Consider the following 21,227-nt stretch of genomic DNA (forward strand, 5'->3'; position numbering starts at 1 on the left):
TATATGGTTTGAGTGTATCGCGCGCAGATGGAATGGCAAAACGAATGAGTGGACAAAAAGTTGTGACCCCCAATGCAGATGCCCTTGAAGCAAGCGCAAAGGCGGCTGGCAAGGGCGGATTGCCGCCGGTGCATCTGTGGAATCCGCCGTTCTGCGGTGATCTGGATATGCGGATCGCGCGCGATGGCAGCTGGTACTACCTTGGCTCCCCGATAAACCGGTTTGAGCTGGTGAAGCTCTTCTCCTCGATTCTGAAGCTGGAGGACGGGAAATACTATCTCGTCACGCCGGTGGAAAAGGTCGGCATCACGGTGGATGATGCGCCTTTTGTGGCGGTGGATTTCGATGCCTCGGGACAGGGGGAGTCGCAGGATCTGACCTTCACCACCCATGTGGGGGATCGCGCGACAGCGGGGCCTGAAAATCCGATCCGGGTGGAACGTGACCCGCAGACCGACGAGCCATCCCCCTATGTGCACATCCGAAGCGGGCTGGAGGCGCTGATCGACCGCAAGAGTTTCTACCGGCTGGTGGAGCGTGGCGTTGCGCGCGATGGCTGGTTCGGTCTCTGGTCCGGTGGCGCGTTCTTTCGCATCATGCCTGCCGACGAGCTGGATCTCGCCTGAAAGGGCGTCGCACGATCCTGACGCTTGCGCCTGTGTGGGCTGCAGGCTCAGACTTTGGCCCGAGGCGGTGGCGAAGGGAGGACGGGGTGTGCGACGTGGATCATTAAAATTGCACAAATCGAGGGCATTTCCATCCGTGCTGCGCAAAGGCATATCTTCGCACCGAGAGAGCAGATGCAGTTCAAAGTTAAGTTAAATCGATCTACGCCAGCCGCAGGTCTGTGGTATAGTCAGACGTAGGGGCTGCATGCGCAGCAGGAGGTGAGAATGCCAAGGTTCGCGGCCAATCTATCCATGCTCTTTGCGGAGCTGCCCTATCTGGACCGGTTTGCCGCGGCATCCGCTGCCGGGTTCAAGGCGGTGGAAGTGTTGTTTCCCTATGAGTTTGCAGCGAAAGAAACTCAGCGAGCGCTCCTGGCCAATGGTCTGGAGCTGCTGTTGATCAATGCCCCGCCGCCGAATTATGCCGGCGGTGACCCGGGCTATGCTGCGGTGCCAAAGCTGGCGGACCGCTTCCAGCGCGACATCCGTCGGGTGATGCGCTATGCGGATATGCTGAAAGCGCAACGTGTCCATGTGATGGCAGGGCCCGCCAAGGGGGATGCCGCACGGGCGACCTATGTGCAGAACCTGCAGACGGCTGCGGATTCTGCCCCCCATCAGCAGTTCACGATCGAACCGCTGAACAGCGGTGATTTCCCCGGCTATTTTCTGGATGACTATAACCTCGCGGTCGAGATCCTTGATGAGGTGGACCGGGAGAACGTCACCCTGCAGTTCGACGCCTATCATGCTCAGCTGATACATGGCGACGCGTTGAAGGTCTGGGAGGTCTTCGGCCACCGCGCCACCCATGTGCAGTTTGCGGCAGCGCCATCGCGTTGCGAGCCGGGGCGCGGCGCGCTGGATTTCGATCAGTTCTTCGCGGCGGTGGATGACAGCGGCTATACCGGGTGGGTCAGTGCGGAATACACGCCAAGTACGCTGCGCACCGAGGACAGCCTGCGCTGGATGCGGACTTTGCAGGCGGCCTGACGGCACCTGTTGTCACGCGGCGGGTCGCGATGCGTGATCTGTTACGCAATCCGGGCAGGGGGGCTCCCGCCCGCCATTCAATCATCACAGATGATCTCTGGCCGTTGGGCCCGGCGCCGCTGACGCGGCGCGGAGCCAGGCCGCCAGCTCAGCTTATTGCAGGCAAAGAAACAGGTCGAGATTGCGACCGCGGGCGCGATCCTTCCGGGTGGACGCATGTTCCGCCCGCTTGCCCTGTCCCTGACGACAGACACGCTCCGCTTCGTCAGAGGCCACATTCAAAGCCCAGCGGCGCTTGAACGTCTCGCTGGTGGCGATGGTGACGCTGTCGCCGTTATAGGCCGTGACTTCCGGGTTGATATGATGGGCGCAGGCAGACAGCGCCGCGAGCGCTGCGGTCAATATGATCGGTTTCAAAGGTCTTCATCCAATTGGCTTGGTCAATGACCGGCGGCCACGTCGGGCGCCCGCCGGAAAGGGCTGTGCCGATGAGGGGCATGAGGCGCTTTAATGCGCCTCTGCCCAGTTCTGGCCGCGACCGGCGTCCACCACCAGTTTCACGTCCATATGCACCGCCGGATCGGCAGCGCCTTCCATGATCTTGCGGGCGACCGAAATGGTCTCATCCACGTGACCTTCTGGAACCTCGAATATCAATTCATCGTGCACCTGCAACAACATGCGGGCCGGTAGGTGGGCGATCGCCTCCGGCATCCGAACCATGGCGCGGCGGATCACATCCGCCGCCGTGCCCTGGATCGGGGCGTTGATCGCTGCGCGTTTGGCAAAGCTCGCCCGGGGTCCCTTGGCGGCGATCTCCGGCGTGTGGATCTTGCGGCCAAACAGCGTCTGCACATAGCCGTGCTCCTTGGCGAAATTCACCGTGTCGTCCATATAATGACGAATGCCGGGGAAGCGTTCGAAGTAGCGGTCGATAAAGCCCTGCGCCTCGCCGCGCGGGATGCGCAGGTTGCGCGCCAGGCCAAAGCCCGAAATTCCGTAAATCACCCCGAAGTTGATCGCCTTCGCCTTGCGGCGGATTTCCGAGGTCATCTCGTCCAGCGGCACGTCGAAGATCTCCGAGGCGGTCATGGCGTGAATGTCATGACCGTCGGCAAAGGCCTGTTTCAGCGCGTCGATTTCCGCCACATGGGCGAGGATGCGCAGCTCGATCTGGGAATAGTCAAGCGACAACAGCACGTTGCCTTCATCCGCGACAAAGGCCTCGCGGATGCGCCGACCCTCTTCGCTGCGCACCGGGATGTTCTGCAGGTTCGGATCGGAGGAGGCCATGCGCCCGGTGTTGGCACCGGTCTGCAGGTAGGAGGTGTGCACCCGGCCGGTCTCCGGGTGGATATGTTCCTGCAGCGCGTCGGTGTAGGTCGATTTCAGCTTGGACAACTGCCGCCAGTCCAGCACCCGGGCGGGCAGCTCATGCTCGGTCGCCAGATCCTCAAGAATATCGGCGCCGGTGGAATACTTGCCGTTCTTGCCGCGCTTACCACCCGGTAGGGACATCTTGTCGAACAGAATCTCCCCCAGCTGCGCTGGTGAGCCGACGTTGAAGCTCTCGCCCGACAGCTCGTGGATTTCCGATTCCAAAGCCGCCATCTTCTGCGAAAAGGCGTTCGACATCCGGCTCAGCGTGTCGCGGTCCACCTTGATGCCATGACGCTCCATCTGGGCCAGCACCGGCACCAGCGGACGTTCCAGCGTCTCGTAGACCGTGGTCACCTGTTTCTGATGTAGTTGCGGCTTGAACTGCTGCCACAGGCGCAGGGTAATGTCGGCATCTTCGGCCGCATAGGGCGTGGCTTCATCGATCGGCACCCGGTCGAAGGTGATCGCGGATTTGCCCGTGCCCAGCAGAGATTTGATCGGGATCGGCTGGTGGTCGAGATAGCGTTCCGACAGCGTGTCCATGCCATGCCCGTGCAGGCCGCCGTGCAGCGCATAGGACAGCAGCATGGTGTCGTCGATCGGCGCCACGTCGATGCCGTTGCGCACGAAGATCTTGGCGTCATACTTCATGTTCTGGCCGATCTTGAGGATCGCGTCATCCTCCAGCACCGGCTTCAGCATCTCCAGCGCCTGCTCCAGCGGCATCTGCCCCTCGGCCAGATCGTCAGAGCCAAAGAGATCGCCGGAATTGCCCGCCTTATGGGTCAGCGGCACATAGCAGGCCTGTCCGGGGGTGACACAGAGGCAAATCCCCACCAGATCGGCGATCATCTCGTCAAGGCCGGTGGTTTCGGTATCCACCGCGACATAGCCATGCTCGCGAATGCGGTCGATCCACTGCTGCAGCGTCTCGGCATCGCGCACGGTGGTATATTCGGCGACGTCAAAACCGGGGGCTTCGGGCAGATCCGCCTGCGCGGCCGGGGCGGCGGTTTCGGGGATCGTCGGTGCCTCCTGACCCAACTGATCGGCCAGCCGTTTGGTCAGGGTGCGGAACTCCATCTCCGACAGGAAGCCCAGCAGCACCTCCGGGTCGGGGTCGCGCACTTCCAGCTCGTCGAGGGTGAAGTCCAGCGCCATCTCGCAATCGAGCTGCACCAGCGTTTTCGACATCTCGATCTGTTCGCGTTTCTCGATCAGGGTCTGGCGGCGCTTGGGCTGCTTGATCTCCTCGGCACGGTCCAGCAGCTCCTCAAGAGAGCCGAATTCGTTGATCAGCAGCGCGGCGGTCTTGATGCCGATGCCGGGGGCGCCGGGCACGTTGTCGACCGAGTCGCCCGCCAATGCCTGCACGTCCACCACCCGGTCGGGGCCGACGCCGAATTTCTCGCGCACGCCGTCGCTGTCGATGCGCTTGTTCTTCATCGCATCCAGCATCTCGACGCCGTCGCCCACCAGCTGCATCAGATCCTTGTCCGAGGAAATGATGGTCACCCGTCCACCGGCGTCGCGCGCCTGACAGGCCAGCGTGGCGATGATGTCGTCGGCCTCGAAGCCTTCGGTCTCTTTGCAGGCGATGTTGAAGGCGCGGGTGGCCTCGCGCGTGAGCGGGAACTGAGGCACCAGGTCCTCGGGCGCGGGCGGGCGGTTGGCCTTGTATTGGTCGTAAAGATCGTTGCGAAAGCTCTTGCCGGAATGGTCGAAGATCACCGCCACATGGGTCGGCGCGTCCGGGCCGGTGTTGCCCTCCACATAGCGCTGCAGCATGTTGCAAAAGCCCGCAACCGCGCCGATCGGCAGCCCGTCGGATTTGCGCGTCAGCGGCGGCAGCGCGTGGTAGGCGCGAAAGATGAAGGCGGAGCCATCGATCAGGTGAAGATGGCAGCCTTTGCCGAATTGCGTTCCGCTCATGACCGTCGCGCTCCTTCTCGGGAAATCGTTCGTGTTCTGTTTCTGGGTTATCAATGATCCGGGGGCCAAGGGCAATTGGAGTTTGGGATTGGAGGGCTGATCGGCAGGTTGCAGAGGACAGTGCCTGACCTTGGGGAGGCGTCACCGTCCGGCCGATAGGTCGGACAGCCCCCGACCCTCCCCCGGGAGGGGGCTTCACCCCCACCCAGGCTCGGGGGCTGTCCTCAGTGCTTCAAAACATCCCCATCACCAGCCCCGCGCCTATGGCCTGACCCAGTTCCCGGCACAGCTGCAAGTCAGCCTCGGGGATCACCTTGTCGGCCAGAATGTCCTCGGGCGTCTGCGCATGGGTGCAGACAATCAACGGGTCCTGCACCGCCTTCAGTCGCCAGCCCTGCGCGATCCGTGCCAATTGCCGGGCGGCATTCTCGCCATCCGATCCGGCGCAGATCATTTGCGCATAGGGGCGCCCGTTGAGGCGACTCAGAACGGGATAATAACAGCGGTCGAAGAATTCCTTCATCGCGCCGGATAGCGCGGCGAGGTTCTCGGGGCCGCAGAACAGATAGCCGTCTGCAGCCAGAAGATCCTCCGGCGTGGTCTCATCGGCGGTCAGCAGATGGGTGGTGATCTCTTCCGCAGCGCCCGCGCGGGCGGCTTCGGCCATCTGGTGACTGCCGCCGGTGCGGGAGTGATAGACAATCAACAGCTCTGCCATGCATCAAAGCCTAACGGCTCATGTCCAGGCGCGAAAGCCGGATCAGGCGATCTTGCCCTCGAAATCCTTGTGGATGAACCTGCAGTCGCAATAGGGGCATTCCACAAATCCGGTGTCCTCGGGGATCTGCAGATAGACTCGTGGATGTCCCAATGCGCCTTCGCTGCCGTCGCAGGCCACTCGCATGCTGTCCACGATTTTGGTTTCCGGCGCTTCAATGGTCATCGCTGGCGGTCCTCTGGCTAATGGGTTAGGAGCTTTATGAGCCATGAAAATACCGGGGGCAAGGGTCGCGATGACTGATGAGGCAATCCGAATTGAAGCTTTGCGCAAAACCTACAAAGGCCAGAAGGGCCAGCCTGAAAAGCACGCGCTGAAGGGCATCGACCTCACCGTGCCACGCGGATCGGTTTTTGGTCTCTTGGGGCCAAACGGTGCGGGCAAGTCGACGCTGATCAACATCCTCGCCGGGCTGGTGCTTAAGACCTCCGGCAAGGTGACGATCTGGGGCTTCGATCAGGATCAGAACCCCCGTCAGAGCCGGGCCTCGATCGGGGTGATGCCGCAGGAGCTGAACCTCGATCCCTTCTTCACCCCGCGCGGCGCGCTGGAGGTGCAGGCGGGGCTTTATGGCGTGCCAAAGGCAGAGCGCGACAGCGACGGCATCCTGAAGCTGATCGGGCTGGAGGACAAGGCCGAGGCCTATGCGCGGACTCTCTCGGGCGGCATGCGGCGCCGGCTGCTGCTGGGCAAGGCGCTGGTGCATCGCCCCAATATTCTGGTGCTGGATGAGCCCACCGCCGGTGTGGATATCGAGTTGCGCCAGATGCTGTGGGAGAATGTCCGTCAGCTCAACGCGCAGGGCATGACTATCATCCTCACCACCCACTACCTCGAGGAAGCGCAGGAGATGTGCGACGAGATCGCCATCATCAACCAGGGCGAAGTGGTGGCGCGGGATTCGACCGCAAACCTGCTGGGACGTCTGGATGCGCGCGCCATGGTGGTGCAGCCCGCAACCCCGGTGACGGAGCTGCCGCAGGGCCCGGGCATTGAGGCCGAATTGCGCGGCGACGGTGCCCTTGTGCTGCGCTATCACAGCAATGAGACCTCTGCCGAGGCGGTGCTGGAGGCGGTGCGTACAGCGGGAATTTCCATCCGTGATGTAAAGACCGAAGAGGCCGACCTCGAAGATGTCTTCCTCGCGCTGACGAAGTCCCGCTGATGCTGATCCGTCCGTTTGAGCCCCGCGATGCCGCCGACTGGGCGCGCATCTTCCATGCCGCCGTGCATCAGGTCGGCGCGCGTGACTACACCCCCGAACAATGCGCGGCCTGGAGCCCGGAACCGGCCCCGCTCGACCGCGTGCTGGAACGCGGGCAGGACGGTCGTCGGATTTGGGTTGCGGCGGATGCGCGCGACGTGGCGCAGGGCTTTATCGAGTTGGAGGCCGACGGCCACATCGACTGTTTCTACCTCGCGCCCGAGGTGGCCGGAACGGGCATCGGCGCGGACCTCTATGCCTGCCTTGAGGCAGAAGCCCGCGCCCTTGGTCTTGCGTCGCTTTATGTGGAGGCCAGCGAGGCGGCGCGGCGCTTCTTCCTGCGGCAGGGGTTTGCCGAGGCAGGGCGCCGTGATTTTGAGCGTTGCGGCGTGATGATCCACAACTACGCGATGACCAAGACGTTCTAGTGCCCCGACGTCGGGCTGCTCAGCGTTCGATTCTGGCCTGATAGCAGTTGTTGCGGGCGGAGCGTATGTGGATGTAGCGCACATGCGGGTCGGCGAGGATCTCCTCGGCCTGCGCCATCATCCGGTCCTTTTCCACCACCACGCCAGTGCCATAGACGATGCGGTCGTCGTCCGAGTAACCCTTGATCAGATAGTCGGGCGAGCGGGTGAAGACCTCGGGCATCGCCGCACCCTCGTGCCGGGTGCAGGCGCCGGCACAGAGGAAGATCGGCCCGGTTTCCGCATAGGGCTGCGCTGCGGGAAAGGGGCGGTGGGCGAGGATCAGCATCTCAGCACCTTCCGGGATGTAGCGCAGGCAATGGCGGCAGGGGTTGCCGCCGCCGTTGGACGTGACGCGCTCTGGCAGTTGGCCGTGCGCATCGGGCTGGCCGGATTGATAGGCGCGTACGGTGTTGGTCGACATGGCGATGATATGGGGCATGGGCAGTGGTCCTGTTTTGTTTGGCTGCCCTTTGGATAGTCCTCTCGCTGCCCGTCCAGCGACCCGGATCTTGCGCCTTCACCGCAGTGGCAAACCTCCCATGCCGGGGGAGGCTCCCGCCCGTGTCACCTGCATTGGACATGCCGGCGCCCCCGTTGGGCCCGGCAGCGCGCCTGGCGGCGCGCTGCGCATCGCGCGCCGTTTGCGATGTGCAAATACCGCAGGGCCCGGTGTCACAAAACTGCCGAGATCGCACTCGCCGGTTTCCCAACCGCGTCACAGGCTGTAGAACCCGGATCAAACCACTGTCGCTGACCGGAGACGAAACATGCCCGCACCCAAACCTGTCGTTCTTTGCATTCTGGATGGCTGGGGCAGCGCCGCGCCGGGACCGGCCAACGCGCCCTATCTGGCAGAGACCCCGACGCTGGATGCGATCATGGCGGACGGCCCGGCTGCCCGCCTCATCACCCATGGTCCCGACGTCGGACTACCCTCCGGCCAGATGGGCAATTCCGAGGTCGGTCACACCAATATCGGCGCCGGCCGGGTGGTGGCGATGGATCTGGGCCAGATCGACCTGGCGATCGAGGATGGCTCCTTCTTCGACAATGACGCGCTGCAGGCCTTCATTGCCAAGTTGAAAGACACCGGTGGGGCGGCGCATCTGATGGGGCTGGTGTCCGATGGCGGCGTGCATGGCCATGTCACCCATATCCTCGCGGCGGTGAAGGCGATCCGCGATGCGGGTGTGCCGGTCTGGCTGCATGCCATGACCGATGGGCGTGATGTGGCACCCAAATCGGCGCTGGGCTATTTGGAGCAGCTTGAGGCCGGACTGGCGGAGGGCGCACGGATCGCCAGCGTCACCGGGCGCTATTTCGCCATGGACCGCGACAACCGCTGGGAGCGGGTGAGCCAGGCTTATGAGGCGATGGTCCACGGCAGAGGCCAGTTCACCGCGCAGACCGCAAAAGCGGCGGTCGAGGATGCCTACGCACGTGAGGAGTTGGACGAGTTCATCAAGGCCACGGTGGTGGCAGATTTTGACGGCATGCAGGATGGCGACGGGGTCTTTTGCCTCAACTTCCGCGCTGATCGCGCCCGCGAGATCCTGCGCGCCATCGGAGAGCCCGATTTCACCGACTTCGACACCGGGCCGCGCCCCGACCTTGCCGCGCTCTTGGGCATGGTGGAGTATTCTGCCGATCACAACGGCTACATGACCACGGCATATCCGAAAAAGGCCATCGTCAACACGCTCGGCGAATGGGTAGCCAAGCAGGGCAAGACCCAGTTCCGCCTCGCCGAGACCGAGAAATATCCGCATGTGACGTTCTTCCTCAACGGCGGCAAGGAAACACCCGAGGCGGGCGAGGACCGTGCGATGCCCAAATCGCCCAAGGTGGCGACCTACGATCTGCAGCCGGAAATGTCCGCCCCCGAGGTGACCGAGAAATTCGTGGCGGCGATCGAGGCGGGCTATGATCTCATCGTCACCAACTACGCTAACCCGGACATGGTCGGTCACACCGGTGATCTTGACGCGGCCATCAAGGCCTGCGAGGCGGTGGACAAGGGGCTTGGCGCGGTGGTTACGGCGCTGAAGGCCGCCGGTGGCGCGATGATCGTCACCGCCGACCACGGCAATTGCGAGCTGATGGTGGATCCGGACACTGGCGGCGCCCATACGGCGCATACAACCAACCTCGTTCCTGTTGCTTTGGTAAATGGCCCAGAGGGTGTTGCCTTGCGCGATGGGCGGCTGGCGGACCTGGCGCCGACCCTGCTGGCGCTGATGGGGCTGGAACAGCCCGAGGAAATGACCGGGGAAAGCCTGCTCGCATGATGCGAAATCTCGCGACGACCTTTGCGCTGGGCCTGTGTCTGCTGGCTGGCGTGTCTGCCTCTGCGGCGACCCAGAGCCCCGGCGAGGCTGCCAGCACGGCTGCGGCAGCGCTGGAAGCGGCGGGCGAACGCATGGATGCCGCACAAACCGCGAATGACCGGGTCAAGGCACTGACCGAAACCGTGCGGGCCTATGAGGACGGGCTGCAAGCCATGCGCGAAGGCCTGCGCCGGGTGGCCCGGCGTGAAACACAGCTGACCACGCAGCTGCGGGCCCGTGATGAGGAGGTGGCCGAGCTGCTGGGCGTCATCACCACCATCGAGACCTCGACGCCGCCGGTTCTGATGCTGCATCCCTCCGGGCCGCTGGGTGCGGCGCGTTCGGCGATGATGCTGGCAGAGGTCACACCGGGGCTGCAGGCGCGTGCCGATGCGTTGCGCAATGATCTGCAGGAAGTGCGTGACCTGCGCCTGTTGCAGCAGAACGCGGCACAGAAGCTCGAAGACGGGCTGCAGGGCGTCCAGGCGGCCCGGGCTGCGCTCTCGACCGCGATCGCTGACCGTCAGGACTTGCCGCAACGGTTCACCGAGGATCCGGTGCAGACCGCAATCCTGATTTCCTCGACCGAGACGCTGACCGGCTTTGCTGATGGGCTTGCACTGATTGCCGAGGCCAATGGGGTCCAAACGTCGGGTTCTGATATTTCCGACCGCCGCGGCGATCTTGCGCTGCCGGTCGAGGGGTTGCTGCTGCGTGGGTATGGCGACAAGGACGCCGCCGGCGTGGCGCGGGCCGGCATTCTGGTGGCCAGCCGCCCCCGGTCTCTGGTCGTCAGTCCGACGGCCGCGACGATCCGCTACCTCGGTCCGTTGCTTGATCTCGGCAATGTGGTGATTCTGGAGCCGCAGCCGGACACGTTGTTCATCCTGTCCGGCCTTGCAGAGGTCTTTGGCGCCGCCGGTCAGGTGATCCCCGAGGGCACGCCGGTCGGTTTGATGGGCGGTGATGCGGCCGCGACAAGCGCGATTTTGTCACTTAGCGGTGAAGGGGGTGGAACTGGCCGATCAGAAACGCTCTATATAGAGGTTAGAATGGAAAACAGTCCCGTGGACCCTGAGACATGGTTCCGGACCGGGCAAGGTGGATAGGCAAGAGATGAAGAAATTTGCGATGGCGGCTCTGGGCGGGACGCTCGCGGGCATTGTGGCAACGACCTATGTGGCAGCACCGCTGCTGGCGCAGGAAAGCAACGAGGCATCTGTCTATGAACAGCTGGACCTGTTTGGCGACATCTTCGAACGCATCCGCGCGCAATATGTCGAGGAAGTAGACGAGACAGAGCTGATCGAGGCGGCCATTGGTGGCATGTTGCAATCGCTTGATCCGCATTCCAGCTATCTCTCGCCCGATGACGCTGACAAGATGCGGGTGCAGACCCGGGGCGAATTTGGTGGTCTCGGCATCGAGGTCACGCAAGCCGACGGCTTTGTGAAGGTCGTCTCGCCAATGGACGGCACGCCCGCCTATGAGGCTGGAATCGAGGCCGGTGATTTCATCACTCATGTCGATGGTGAGAGCCTGCTGGGCCTCGGCCTCGACGAAGCGGTGGAGCTGATGCGCGGCCCGGTCGGGTCCGAGATCATCATCACCGTGGTGCGCGAGGGCGAGGACGAGCCCTTCGATGTCTCGATCATCCGCGACACCATCAAGCTCACCGCTGTGCGTGGACGTACGGAAGGTTCGTCGGTTGTCGTGCGGGTTACCACCTTCAACGAGCAGACCACCCCCAACCTGGAGGCCAATCTCGAAGAGCAAATCGAGGAACTGGGCGGGATGGACAACGTCAACGGCATCGTGCTCGACCTGCGCAACAACCCCGGCGGGTTGCTGACCCAGGCGATCAGCGTGGCCGACAGCTTCCTCGAAAGCGGCGAGATCGTCTCCACCCGTGGCCGTCAGGCGGCGGATGGTGAGCGGTTCAACGCCACTCCGGGCGACCTGATCGACGGCAAGCCGATCGTGGTGCTGATCAACGGCGGCTCTGCCTCGGCCTCCGAAATCGTCGCCGGTGCGCTGCAGGATCACCGCCGCGCCATCGTGGTGGGCACCAAATCCTTCGGTAAGGGTTCGGTCCAGACCGTGATGCCTTTGCGCGGCGATGGCGCCATGCGTTTGACCACGGCGCGCTATTACACGCCGTCCGGTCGGTCCATTCAGGCGCTGGGCGTCAGCCCCGACATCGTTGTTGCGCAACCGCGCAATCGCCCCGAGGCAGAAGAGGAAGAGCCCGCCAGCAGCGCCTTTGGCCCCCGGTCCGAGGCCGACTTGCGCGGACGCCTGAACAACGACAGCCTTTCCGAAGACGAGGTGCGTCAGATCGAGGCGGATCGCGAGAAAGCGGAGAAAGCAGCCGAGCTGCGCGAGGAAGACTATCAGATGGCCTATGCCATCGACATCCTCAAGGGGCTGTCGGCACTGGGGCCGAAACAGTAACCTCTTCCGTTCGCAGGATATTCATCAAAGGTCGCCCTCACCGGGCGGCCTTTTTCATTGCTCGCAACACTGTTTTGATCGTTGTTCCACAGAGCACAGGCGATTTCGGGGTGTTTTCCATATAGACGCCCGAATTTCGGCGGCGTGGACCGCGCGTGCGCGCTAAGGTTTGGGCATGATGATGTTTGATCTGCCTGATTCCGAAACCCTCTATGCTGCGCTGCTGGCCCGCGATGCGGCCTATGACGGGCGTGCCTATGTGGGCGTTTCTTCTACCGGGATCTTTTGTCGCCTGACCTGCCCGGCGCGAAAACCCAAGTTTGAGAATTGCCAGTTCTTTGCCACGCCAGGTGCCTGTATCGAGGCCGGGTTCCGGGCCTGCAAACGCTGTCATCCTCTTAGCGCTGCTGCAGGGAATGACCCGATGGTGCGCCGCCTGCTGGATGCATTGGAGGCCCGACCCAGTTACCGCTGGCGTGAGGAGGATCTCATGGCGCTGGGGGTGGATGCGTCCACCGCGCGCCGCGCCTTCAAGCGACAGTTCGGCATGACATTTCTGGAAATGGCCCGTCAGCGCCGGTTGCGCGAGGGCTTCACCGCGCTCAGCGCCGGTGAGCCGGTGATCGCGGCGCAGATGGATGCGGGCTTTGACAGTCCCAGCGCCTTTCGTGCCGCCTTTGCCCGGCTTGTCGGTGTGGCCCCCGGAGCTTTTCGCAAGGATGCACAATTGTTGGCGGATTGGATCGACACGCCCCTCGGTGCGATGGTGGCCGTCGCCTGTCGGCACAAGCTGCACCTTCTGGAGTTCGCTGATCGCAAGGCGCTGCCACGTGAAGTGGCCAAACTGCAGAAACGCCAGCCCGGAGGTCTGGGCTTTGGTCGCCCTGAGGTGATCGATCAGGCTGCGGCAGAGCTGACAGAGTATTACGCGGGCCGGGCGGCACGGTTTGACACCCCGTTGGCCTATCATGGCACCGCCTTTGAGGCTGAGGTCTGGCGTGCCCTGCGTGACATTCCGGCTGGAGAGACCCGCAGCTACGGTCAGTTGGCCAAAGATCTGGGGCGCCCCGGTTCCAGCCGCGCGGTGGCCCGGGCCAATGGTGCAAACCAGATCGCTGTGATGATTCCCTGCCACAGGGTGCTGGGGGCAGATGGCACGCTCACCGGCTATGGCGGAGGTCTGTGGCGTAAACAACGCCTGATCGAGATCGAGCGGGATTTGAGTGCCACTTCGGCGTAAGGAAGACCTGATAGGGCTTCTGGTGAGGTGTTTCCGACCGGATCGGTCGGACTCGCGCGCGCCGGGCCGGTGGCCCGGCGCGCGCCCCACGGCGGACGCGCAAGCGGGCGCAATACCTCTTGCGCCACAGATTTCCCCAGTGGTGCCGTGTCACTCCCATACCGGAGGGCGTATCAGATGGTCTCCCGGCAATGCCGTCGAAAGGCGCGCTTCAGCATGTCCAGTTCGGCGCGCAGCAACTCCACCTCGGCGCGCAGATCATCGGCCAGGGGCTCACCGGCGACAAGGGCGAAATCACCAAGTTTCACATCCGCGACCGTGTCATAGATCAGGAAGCTTTGAACCCCATCGCCCACGGCCTCGCTTGGGATCGGGACGGACAGGCGCCAGCTTCCGGGGGCGTCCCCTTCGGTCAGCGTCACGTCCTCAACTTCCCGGTCCAGAAACCGAACCGAAATCTGCGGTCGGGCGCCGGAGGTAGGCGCATTGTCGATCTGTCCTTCCCAGAGGCCGGAACGGAAGCGGATTTTGCGAAGGGTCAGGGCGCTCATGAGGGGTCTCCTGGCACTGGGATCAGAGGTTGGCCCGGCGGAACCGGGCAAAAGTCACGTCGCGCAGCACCACTTGGTTCATGTCGGGCGCTTCAAAGATCAGATCCACCCAGGCTTTCTCGATCCGCTTTTCGTTCAACCGCGAATAGGCCAGATCATATTCCACCGAGACCGCCGTCTCGCCATGCGGAAGCTCCCGCACCAGCTGTTCGGTATTGGGACCGTGCTTGATGTTCAGGCGGGCAAAAATCTCGACAGGCTGTTCGCTCTCGACAATGCAGTCCAGGCGCACCAGATGCTGGCGGGTCAGGCCGATGGTCGCCTCCGCGGGCAGATCGATGACCAATGACAGAAACGAGCCATCGAATTTGAACACATCCATCCGCAGGCCAAACGGGGCCAGATCTTCTTCGCGGGTGTTGCGCAGCTGGCGCAGGGTCAGTTCTGAAATGGTGCAATCATGGAACAGCTTCACCTCGTGGCCGAGCGGCGTCTTGCTGGGCGCCGAGGACACGCCCGCAAGCGGCAACGGGCCGCGCCAAAGCTCCGGGCGCCAAGACCAGTCGGTACCGTGCGGACGCGCGAAATAGGACGATCCGATCCGCGGCAACGCAAGCTGGCCATCGGCGATATGGATCAGCTGGTCGAGGCGCGCGCGCAGCTTTCGGGCCTCATTGCGTTGTTGCCGCAGGCGGGCAAGACCCGCATCCGGGGCTTTGCGCACGGCGGCTTGCCAGCGGCGAAATGTGCTGGCGTTCAGCACCTGTTCAAGAAATCTGCCCATTCTTCCCCCGCAGATCGCGCTGTCGCGTGCTTTACCAGAGCGTGCTGCTCTGGATTTCGTCTACATATTAACGGATTAGCACAAGGGAACAACACGGCGACACAGAGTTTCTCTCTCCTGTGGCGCTGTGATGTCACGCGCCCGGAGTGCGCGGCGTGGACCTGCGGGCGGCCAGCGCCGTCGCGGGCACGGCAGAGTGCGCTCCTGCCGCGGCCCGCTCTGCAGCATCGGTGGAGGCGGGCGGAGCAGAGGTCTCCGCCAGATGTGTGGCATTGCGGGTCGCGCGAACAAACTCGCGGATCAGGCGGGCGCCGGATTCACCCAGATAGCCGCTGCCGTCCGGCGCATAGAGCGCAATCGAAACGAGATGCCCATGCACCACAAACGCACCGCGCCAATGGGTGCCGCTGGCCCCCTCTGCGGAATGCCCGTTCAGGTGCAGCTTCACCAGCGGAACACCTCCGTCGTTGCGGGTTTCCAGAACCCTCGCGGTGGAGCGGGAGGTGGCAAACGCCGACCGTAGCGCATCGGCAGAGGGAGGCGGTGTGTTTGCGGCCACCGCGCCCACGGTGGCGGTCAGCATTGCACCATCGCCCGTCCTGAAACGCCCAAACGTGCCAAGCCGCTCGCAGCGGGCGAGCAGTGCAAAGCCGCCGCTGCCGGTGTGCTGTTCCATCTGGGCGTCAAAACAGAAACCGGACGGGGCGGCGAGGATCAGTTGCCCATCGCCAAAGACCGCCGTCAGTGCACGCCCGCGCCCATTGCCGGAATGAGGAATATCCTGACCCGGAGGGGCAAAGGCCAGACGGTTGCCTTCCATGCATCCCGCCAACACGAGCGGCAGCACGAGCAAGAGCAGACATCGGCGCAGATCCACTCGCCCGCCTGCACGATCTAACAGGCCAGCGAAGACCTTTGTCCGGCGCCGACCGAGGGCGCAATGAATGGCTGTGGTCCGTGCCCGTAATCCGGTCAATGTCTGCCCCTGCACCCAGATTCTGCGTGACCCCGACACCGGGGCACGCCCTTATTTTCATACCCAGTTTGTTTAAACGGAGCCTTGAATCGGAACAAGTGCTAACGGAGAGTGAACACGCGTGACTTGAATTGCGGCAACAACACGCTTACCTGACGCGCCTTCGCGGGATGCGGTGACGTATCAGGCGCTCTTTGACAGATTTTCGGGGCGCGTTTGTCTGCGACAGACGGTATCGCTCTTGTTTTCAACCCGCCATGGGCTTCACGGCGGTCCGACGGACAGAAAGGACACGGCGTGGAGCCGAGCCTGTTTTCCTTCATCTGGCGCCATTCGAGACGCCAGCAGCTTGGTCTTCTGCTTCTGACCCTGCTCACGTTTCCGTTCCTGTATATCACGCTGGAACTGCCCAAACGTATTGTCAACGACGCCATCGGTTCGCCCAGCGAATGGGTGGATCTTTGGGGCTGGCGGCTGACGTCCGAGGACTACCTTCTGGTGCTCTGCTTTGCCTTTCTCGGGGCGGTGCTGGCCAGCGGCATGATGAAGATGCGGCTCAACACGCTGAAGGGGATCCTCTCCGAACGCCTGCTGCGGCGGCTGCGCTATCAGATGATTGCCCGCATGATGCGGTTTCCATCGGGGCATTTCCACACCACCAGCCAAGGCGAGATGGTGTCGATGATCACCTCCGAGTCCGAGCCGATGGGCGGCTTGATGGGGGATGCGGTGGCGCAGCCGGTGTTCCAGGCCGGGCAGATGCTGACCATCGTGACGTTTCTCTTTGTCCAGAGCGTCTGGTTCGGCCTGGCTTCGGTGGCGCTGATCCCGCTGCAGGCCTGGCTGATTCCAATGCTGCAGCGCCAGATCAACCTTCTCAACAAGGACCGTATCGCCGAGGTGCGCGCGCTATCGGCCGAGATCGGCGAGACGGCGGCAGGGCTCAGCGATCTGCGGAGCAATGGCGGCTGGCGCTACCGGCTGGCGCAGGTCTCCAACCGTCTGGGCCGCCTGTTCGAGATCCGCCGCCGCATCTACATGAAGAAATTCTTCATGAAGTTCCTCAACAACCTGATCGGCCACCTGACGCCGTTCTTTTTCTATTCGGTCGGCGGCGTTCTGGCGATCCGGGGTGAGATCACCGTGGGCGCACTGGTGGCGGCACTGGCGGCTTACAAGGACCTGTCGGCCCCCTGGAAGGAGCTGCTGACCTATTACAATCAGGTGCAGGACATGTCGCTGCGCTGGCAGATCATGGCGGAGAAATTCGCCCCTCCCGGCATGATTGATGAAAAGCTGTTTGAAGGTGAGCCCCGGGAAGTGCCGCACCTGCGCGGAGAGATCGAGCTGCGCGACGTCACCGTGAAGGACGCCGAGGGCAAGCCGATCCTCGATAGCCTCAGCCTGACCATTCCGGCGGGGGCGCAGGTCGCAATCCAAAGCAGCTCGACCGCCGAACGTCAGGCGCTGGCGCAGGTGTTGACCCGTGAGGTGCTGCCAAGCCGTGGCGAGGTTATCGTGGCAGGCCGTCCGCTGGCAGAGCTGCACCAGGGGGTGATCGCAAGCCGCATCGGCTATGCGTTCAATGCGCCCTACCTGTTTGACGGCTCGCTTGGCGACAACGTGTTGATGCCACTGCGCAGCCGTCCACGCGCAACCGGCCCCGAACTGCAATTGCTGCAGCGAGCGGAATCCCTGCGCGCGGGCAACAGCCCGGACCCTCTGAACGCCGATTGGGTGAACCCGGATCTGGCCGGATTGGGGTCCGAGGATGGCCTGCGCGACTGGTGGTTCCAGCTGGTCGAGGCCATGGGCATTGACGGGCAGCTCTTCCATCGCACCCTGCACGCCCGGCTGCAGGACCGCCACCGCGCGCTGGAAGCGCAGATCACCGAGCTGCGCCCTCGGATCGAGGCGCGCCTGCAGGAAAAAGGCCTGCGCGATGTGGTCTATCGCTTCCTGCCAGATCACTACAATCCGGCGCTGTCGCTGGCGGAGAACATGATGTTCGCCTTTCCGGTGCAGCCGGTTCCGGCCAAACTGTTCACAAACCCGGATGGCCCCTTTCAGCGCGTGTTGCGCGCCGAGGGGCTGGAGGCGCAGACCCGCGACATCAGTCTGGCGCTTCTCGACACCTTGCAGCGCACCTTCGGTCGCGGCGACACTTCGCATCCGCTGTTCCGTCGCCTCGGCCTCGATGAGGACCTTTATGCCCGCATTACCAAGGCCGCGGAGCGCCATCTGGCGGCGCAGGAGCTCAACCGCGAGGATCGCGCGCTGTTGTGTACCCTGCCATTCCTGCTTACCGAAGAGCAGATCGGCCCCGGCCTGCCGCGCGCGTACAAGACCCACATCCTGCGCATACGCGAGAACCGCAGCGATCTGCTGTTGAGCGAATGCAGCGGCGTCTATCGGCGCCTGCGGTCGGAAGAATACGCCCGCAAGCTGACGGTGCTGGAAAACGCTCTGTTTGGCCGTATCTCGGCGCATGCGGGGGCGCGGGCGCAGGCGGTCGAGGATGCCGTGGCGGATGTAATGGCCGACCACGACCTGAAAGCACGGCTGGCATTGATGATCTACGACCTGCCAACCGGCCTCGGCGGAGCGCTGCTGGAGCCTGTGTTCCGTGAACGTGCCGCCTTTACCCGCGCCGCGATCAAACGCCCGGACATCCTGATCTTGGACCATGTGCTGGCCAGCCACGACTCTGACAGCCGACTGAAAACCCGGACCCGACTGCAGGCCCTGTTGCCCAAGACCACCATGATCCACTTTGAGGATCATTTTGAAAACCCATCGCGCTATGATCTCTATCTGGAGCTGAAGGACGGGCGCGTTGACGGGCAGGAGGGGTCGGCAACGCCGGTCTGGACCGACACGGATGACACCGGCGGTGATTTCGACCGCAAACTTGCGGTCATCAGCGAGATTGATCTGTTTGCGCGGCTTGACGCGCGGCATCGCCGGCTGCTGGCCTTCTCCGCATCCTGGGTAAATGTCCCAACCGGGGCCGCAGTCTTTCGCGCGGGCGAAGAGGGCGATGCGGTCTATCTCTGCCTGTCAGGCCAGGCATCGCTGCGTTTTCCCGAGGATGGAAGCCATCTGGACATGATCGGTCCGGGGCGGTTGATCGGCGACCTGGCGGTGATCACCGGTGACCCCAGGCAACTGGATCTTTTGGCCGCAGAAGATTGTGTTTTCCTGCGCATCGGGTCACAGGAATATCGTACCGTGATCGAAAGCGACATTTCGGTGGCCCTGCAATTGTTGAAGACCGTGTCGGGCCACTTGTCCAGCGCGGCAGAGGCCCTGCAGGAGGCGCGCTCAGGTCGCATGCCCGCGGCCCCCTCCGCACTGGCGACCTCGGCGGATGACGGGACAGCCACAGCCCCGGTGGCACCAGATCATTGATGCTGATGATCGCCTGCCCCAATACATGATGACCGAAGAAGGCCCGCCGATATGAGCTACCACCCGCATGAGACCCTGTTGCAGGAGGCGCGCGCCAAATCGGAACTCTGGCGCTTTGCCCTCGGTGTGGTGTTGGTGATCGTCGTCTGGTTTGCCCTCAGCCTGTTGTCGGACGTGTTCCTGCTGCCCGTTTTGCTTGCGGCGACCGGCCAAGCCGATTTCATCACCGGCACCAATCCGGCCGGAATGGCGATGCTGCTCGGCAGTTTCATCTACGCGATTGTCGCTGTCGGGCTGGTGGTGCAGGGGCTGCATCACCGCAGCCTCGGGTCGGTGATCGGTCCGAAGCACCGCGCCATCTGGCAGGGAACGCGCGTGTTGCGCATCCTCGCGGTGCTTGTGGCCGTGCTGGTCATCCTGCCCCCCTACAGCATGGGCGCGCCGTTGGGTCGAAATCTCGACCTTGCGCGCTGGCTGATGTGGCTTCCGCTCTCGCTCGCACTGGTGCTGATTCAGGTCAGCGCAGAGGAAATCCTGTTTCGCGGTTATCTTCAGCAAGGTCTCGCGGCCCGGTTCAAAAGCCCGCTGGTGTGGATGGTCTTGCCTTCGGCACTGTTCGGCATGGGACACTACATGCCGGCCGAGGCGGGAGAAAATGCCTGGCTGATCGTGGCGGGCTCGACCCTTTACGGTGTGTTGATGGCGGATCTGACGGCACGGTCCGGCAGCCTTGGCCCCGCGATCGCAGTGCATTTCGTCAACAATGTCTGGTCGCTTCTGGTAATTGCCTCTCCGTCCAGTCTTCACGGGCTGGCGCTCTACCTGCATCCCTTTGCCATGGACGACATTGCCGCCCTGCGCCCCTGGCTGCTGGTGGATCTGCTGGTGATCCTCGTGTCATGGCTTGCGGCACGGGTTGCGATCAGGGCCTGATTGCAATTGACTGAAAGTCACCTTATCTGGGGACGCAACGCCAATCAGGCAGAGGCCATTTGATGAACTGGATCACCAACTACGTCCGTCCCAGGATCAACTCGATCTTTTCGCGCCGCGAAGTGCCCGAGAACCTGTGGAAGAAATGCGACGACTGCGGCACCATGCTGTTTCACCGCGAGTTGAGCGACAATCAGAACGTCTGCACCAACTGCGGGCACCACATGCACATCACGCCGCGGGATCGCTTTGACGCGCTGTTTGATGGCGGCATCTTCGCAGAGGTCAAGGTGCCGGAACCCGTGGTGGATCCGCTGAAGTTCCGCGATCAGAAACGCTATCCGGATCGGCTGCGCACCGCACAGCGGACCACTGGCGAGAAGGAAGCGATGCTGGTCGCCACTGGCGAGATTGGCCGAACCCCGATCGTGGCCGCGGCGCAGGATTTCTCCTTCATGGCGGGCTCCATGGGCATGTATGTCGGCAACGCCATCATCGCCGCCGCCGAAGAGGCTGTGAAGCTGCACCGCCCGCTGGTTCTGTTCTCCGCCGCCGGTGGCGCCCGCATGCAGGAGGGCATCCTGTCCCTGATGCAGATGCCGCGCACCACCGTTGCGATCGAGATGCTGAAAGAGGCGGGCCTGCCCTATATCGTCGTGCTGACCCATCCGACCACCGGTGGCGTCACCGCGTCCTACGCTATGCTGGGCGATGTGCATATTTCCGAACCCAACGCGCTGATCTGCTTTGCCGGTCCCCGCGTGATTGAACAGACCATCCGTGAAAAGCTGCCTGACGGGTTCCAGCGCGCGGAATACCTGCTGGATCACGGCATGCTGGACCGCGTGACTCCGCGCACCGCGATGCGCGGCGAGCTGGTCACCATCATCAGGATGTTGATGGGCCTGCCGCCGCAAGTGCACGGGGACCTGCCCGCGCCGGATCCGGAGCCGGAACAGATTTCGGTCGAAAAAGACGAAAAAGCGCCCGCAGAGGACGCATCGGGCGAAGACAAATAAGCCTGCGTCCCTTCATTGTAAGTCTTGCCTGACCGAAGGTCGGGCAGCGCCCGTCCCGCCCTAAACCGGGACGGGCGCTTCGCTTCCACCCCGACGGGACGGGCGCT

At 63.2% G+C, this 21,227-nt stretch carries 19 protein-coding genes; 11 read left to right on the forward strand and 8 right to left on the reverse strand.

The annotated features are described in order from the left end of the window. Positions 1 to 44: 44 nt before the first annotated feature. Together R1T40_RS17300 and R1T40_RS17305 are read left to right on the forward strand one after the other, a co-directional pair. Positions 45 to 626: a DUF1285 domain-containing protein gene (locus R1T40_RS17300; RefSeq protein ID WP_317385007.1), complete on the forward strand. Its 582-nt coding sequence runs from the start codon at positions 45 to 47 to the stop codon at positions 624 to 626. Between the two features lie 267 nt (positions 627 to 893). Next, entirely contained in the window at positions 894 to 1,661 is a 768-nt protein-coding gene (locus tag R1T40_RS17305) for a hydroxypyruvate isomerase family protein (protein ID WP_317385008.1), read from the forward strand. Between the two features lie 153 nt (positions 1,662 to 1,814). Here the strand turns inward: R1T40_RS17305 and R1T40_RS17310 are convergent, their stop codons facing one another. The 4 genes from R1T40_RS17310 to R1T40_RS17325 form a co-directional block, all read right to left on the reverse strand. Further along, on the reverse strand, positions 1,815 to 2,078 hold the full coding sequence (locus R1T40_RS17310) for a hypothetical protein (RefSeq protein ID WP_106164361.1): 264 nt from the start codon (positions 2,076 to 2,078) through the stop codon (positions 1,815 to 1,817). Positions 2,079 to 2,168: 90 nt separating this feature from the next. Beyond that, a complete protein-coding gene (gene polA, locus R1T40_RS17315) occupies positions 2,169 to 4,973 on the reverse strand; it encodes a DNA polymerase I (RefSeq protein ID WP_317385009.1) in 2,805 nt (934 codons plus the stop codon). Positions 4,974 to 5,205: 232 nt separating this feature from the next. Continuing rightward, a complete protein-coding gene (locus R1T40_RS17320; protein WP_317385010.1) occupies positions 5,206 to 5,691 on the reverse strand; it encodes a flavodoxin family protein in 486 nt (161 codons plus the stop codon). Positions 5,692 to 5,733: 42 nt separating this feature from the next. Next, a complete protein-coding gene (locus tag R1T40_RS17325; protein WP_106164358.1) occupies positions 5,734 to 5,916 on the reverse strand; it encodes a zinc-finger domain-containing protein in 183 nt (60 codons plus the stop codon). 70 nt (positions 5,917 to 5,986) lie between these two features. On the opposite strand from R1T40_RS17325, the gene R1T40_RS17330 reads away from it, so the two are divergent. After that, positions 5,987 to 6,916, forward strand: coding sequence for an ABC transporter ATP-binding protein (locus R1T40_RS17330; protein ID WP_317386993.1), 930 nt, complete (start codon positions 5,987 to 5,989; stop codon positions 6,914 to 6,916). Beyond that, positions 6,916 to 7,383, forward strand: coding sequence for a GNAT family N-acetyltransferase (locus R1T40_RS17335; protein ID WP_317385011.1), 468 nt, complete (start codon positions 6,916 to 6,918; stop codon positions 7,381 to 7,383). Before R1T40_RS17330 ends, R1T40_RS17335 begins: the two co-directional genes overlap by 1 nt. Positions 7,384 to 7,402: 19 nt before the next feature. Here the strand turns inward: R1T40_RS17335 and R1T40_RS17340 are convergent, their stop codons facing one another. Next, positions 7,403 to 7,864 (reverse strand): DUF1203 domain-containing protein, encoded by a 462-nt coding sequence (locus tag R1T40_RS17340; RefSeq protein WP_317385012.1) that lies wholly within the window; start codon positions 7,862 to 7,864, stop codon positions 7,403 to 7,405. Between the two features lie 328 nt (positions 7,865 to 8,192). Between R1T40_RS17340 and gpmI the strand changes: the two genes are divergently transcribed. The 4 genes from gpmI (at position 8,193) to R1T40_RS17360 (ending at position 13,446) form a co-directional block, all read left to right on the forward strand. Further along, complete coding sequence (gpmI, locus tag R1T40_RS17345) at positions 8,193 to 9,713, forward strand: 2,3-bisphosphoglycerate-independent phosphoglycerate mutase (protein ID WP_317385013.1); 1,521 nt, start codon at positions 8,193 to 8,195, stop codon at positions 9,711 to 9,713. Beyond that, on the forward strand, positions 9,713 to 10,861 hold the full coding sequence (locus tag R1T40_RS17350; protein ID WP_317386994.1) for a murein hydrolase activator EnvC family protein: 1,149 nt from the start codon (positions 9,713 to 9,715) through the stop codon (positions 10,859 to 10,861). The genes gpmI and R1T40_RS17350 overlap by 1 nt, the downstream gene beginning before the upstream one ends. Positions 10,862 to 10,868: 7 nt before the next feature. Beyond that, complete coding sequence (locus R1T40_RS17355) at positions 10,869 to 12,206, forward strand: S41 family peptidase (protein ID WP_106164352.1); 1,338 nt, start codon at positions 10,869 to 10,871, stop codon at positions 12,204 to 12,206. A 178-nt stretch (positions 12,207 to 12,384) separates the two neighbouring features. Beyond that, positions 12,385 to 13,446: a bifunctional transcriptional activator/DNA repair enzyme AdaA gene (locus R1T40_RS17360; RefSeq protein ID WP_317386995.1), complete on the forward strand. Its 1,062-nt coding sequence runs from the start codon at positions 12,385 to 12,387 to the stop codon at positions 13,444 to 13,446. Between the two features lie 173 nt (positions 13,447 to 13,619). On the opposite strand, the gene R1T40_RS17365 is transcribed toward R1T40_RS17360, so the two are convergent. The 3 genes from R1T40_RS17365 to R1T40_RS17375 form a co-directional block, all read right to left on the reverse strand. Next, a complete protein-coding gene (locus R1T40_RS17365) occupies positions 13,620 to 13,997 on the reverse strand; it encodes a hypothetical protein (RefSeq protein WP_317385014.1) in 378 nt (125 codons plus the stop codon). A 22-nt stretch (positions 13,998 to 14,019) separates the two neighbouring features. Further along, positions 14,020 to 14,781 (reverse strand): DUF6478 family protein, encoded by a 762-nt coding sequence (locus tag R1T40_RS17370; protein WP_317385015.1) that lies wholly within the window; start codon positions 14,779 to 14,781, stop codon positions 14,020 to 14,022. A gap of 133 nt (positions 14,782 to 14,914) precedes the next feature. Continuing rightward, positions 14,915 to 15,601, reverse strand: a complete 687-nt coding sequence (locus tag R1T40_RS17375) for a hypothetical protein (RefSeq protein WP_317385016.1) — start codon at positions 15,599 to 15,601, stop codon at positions 14,915 to 14,917. Positions 15,602 to 16,054: 453 nt separating this feature from the next. On the opposite strand from R1T40_RS17375, the gene R1T40_RS17380 reads away from it, so the two are divergent. The 3 genes from R1T40_RS17380 to accD all read left to right on the forward strand — a co-directional run bounded on the left by R1T40_RS17380 (position 16,055) and on the right by accD (position 21,120). Further along, a complete protein-coding gene (locus R1T40_RS17380; RefSeq protein WP_317385017.1) occupies positions 16,055 to 19,168 on the forward strand; it encodes an ABC transporter transmembrane domain-containing protein in 3,114 nt (1,037 codons plus the stop codon). 51 nt (positions 19,169 to 19,219) lie between these two features. Next, positions 19,220 to 20,101, forward strand: a complete 882-nt coding sequence (locus tag R1T40_RS17385) for a CPBP family intramembrane glutamic endopeptidase (protein WP_317385018.1) — start codon at positions 19,220 to 19,222, stop codon at positions 20,099 to 20,101. A gap of 62 nt (positions 20,102 to 20,163) precedes the next feature. Next, on the forward strand, positions 20,164 to 21,120 hold the full coding sequence (gene accD / locus R1T40_RS17390; RefSeq protein ID WP_106164347.1) for an acetyl-CoA carboxylase, carboxyltransferase subunit beta: 957 nt from the start codon (positions 20,164 to 20,166) through the stop codon (positions 21,118 to 21,120). Positions 21,121 to 21,227: the final 107 nt, after the last annotated feature.

The sequence above is a fragment of the Tritonibacter scottomollicae genome (genome assembly GCF_032924845.1).
Lineage (GTDB): Bacteria > Pseudomonadota > Alphaproteobacteria > Rhodobacterales > Rhodobacteraceae > Epibacterium > Epibacterium scottomollicae.

Excerpts from the sequence above, each read along its gene's own strand:
- R1T40_RS17375 (WP_317385016.1), bottom strand. The coding sequence starts at position 15,601 with ATGGAAGGCAACCGTCTGGCCTTTGCCCCTCCGGGTCAGGATATTCCT.
- accD (WP_106164347.1), top strand. The coding sequence starts at position 20,164 with ATGAACTGGATCACCAACTACGTCCGTCCCAGGATCAACTCGATCTTT.
- R1T40_RS17360 (WP_317386995.1), top strand. The coding sequence starts at position 12,385 with ATGATGTTTGATCTGCCTGATTCCGAAACCCTCTATGCTGCGCTGCTG.
- R1T40_RS17350 (WP_317386994.1), top strand. The coding sequence starts at position 9,713 with ATGCGAAATCTCGCGACGACCTTTGCGCTGGGCCTGTGTCTGCTGGCT.
- R1T40_RS17325 (WP_106164358.1), bottom strand. The coding sequence starts at position 5,916 with ATGACCATTGAAGCGCCGGAAACCAAAATCGTGGACAGCATGCGAGTG.
- R1T40_RS17340 (WP_317385012.1), bottom strand. The coding sequence starts at position 7,864 with ATGCCCCATATCATCGCCATGTCGACCAACACCGTACGCGCCTATCAA.
- gpmI (WP_317385013.1), top strand. The coding sequence starts at position 8,193 with ATGCCCGCACCCAAACCTGTCGTTCTTTGCATTCTGGATGGCTGGGGC.
- R1T40_RS17335 (WP_317385011.1), top strand. The coding sequence starts at position 6,916 with ATGCTGATCCGTCCGTTTGAGCCCCGCGATGCCGCCGACTGGGCGCGC.
- R1T40_RS17300 (WP_317385007.1), top strand. The coding sequence starts at position 45 with ATGAGTGGACAAAAAGTTGTGACCCCCAATGCAGATGCCCTTGAAGCA.
- R1T40_RS17305 (WP_317385008.1), top strand. The coding sequence starts at position 894 with ATGCCAAGGTTCGCGGCCAATCTATCCATGCTCTTTGCGGAGCTGCCC.
- polA (WP_317385009.1), bottom strand. The coding sequence starts at position 4,973 with ATGAGCGGAACGCAATTCGGCAAAGGCTGCCATCTTCACCTGATCGAT.
- R1T40_RS17330 (WP_317386993.1), top strand. The coding sequence starts at position 5,987 with ATGACTGATGAGGCAATCCGAATTGAAGCTTTGCGCAAAACCTACAAA.
- R1T40_RS17320 (WP_317385010.1), bottom strand. The coding sequence starts at position 5,691 with ATGGCAGAGCTGTTGATTGTCTATCACTCCCGCACCGGCGGCAGTCAC.
- R1T40_RS17385 (WP_317385018.1), top strand. The coding sequence starts at position 19,220 with ATGAGCTACCACCCGCATGAGACCCTGTTGCAGGAGGCGCGCGCCAAA.
- R1T40_RS17365 (WP_317385014.1), bottom strand. The coding sequence starts at position 13,997 with ATGAGCGCCCTGACCCTTCGCAAAATCCGCTTCCGTTCCGGCCTCTGG.
- R1T40_RS17370 (WP_317385015.1), bottom strand. The coding sequence starts at position 14,781 with ATGGGCAGATTTCTTGAACAGGTGCTGAACGCCAGCACATTTCGCCGC.
- R1T40_RS17355 (WP_106164352.1), top strand. The coding sequence starts at position 10,869 with ATGAAGAAATTTGCGATGGCGGCTCTGGGCGGGACGCTCGCGGGCATT.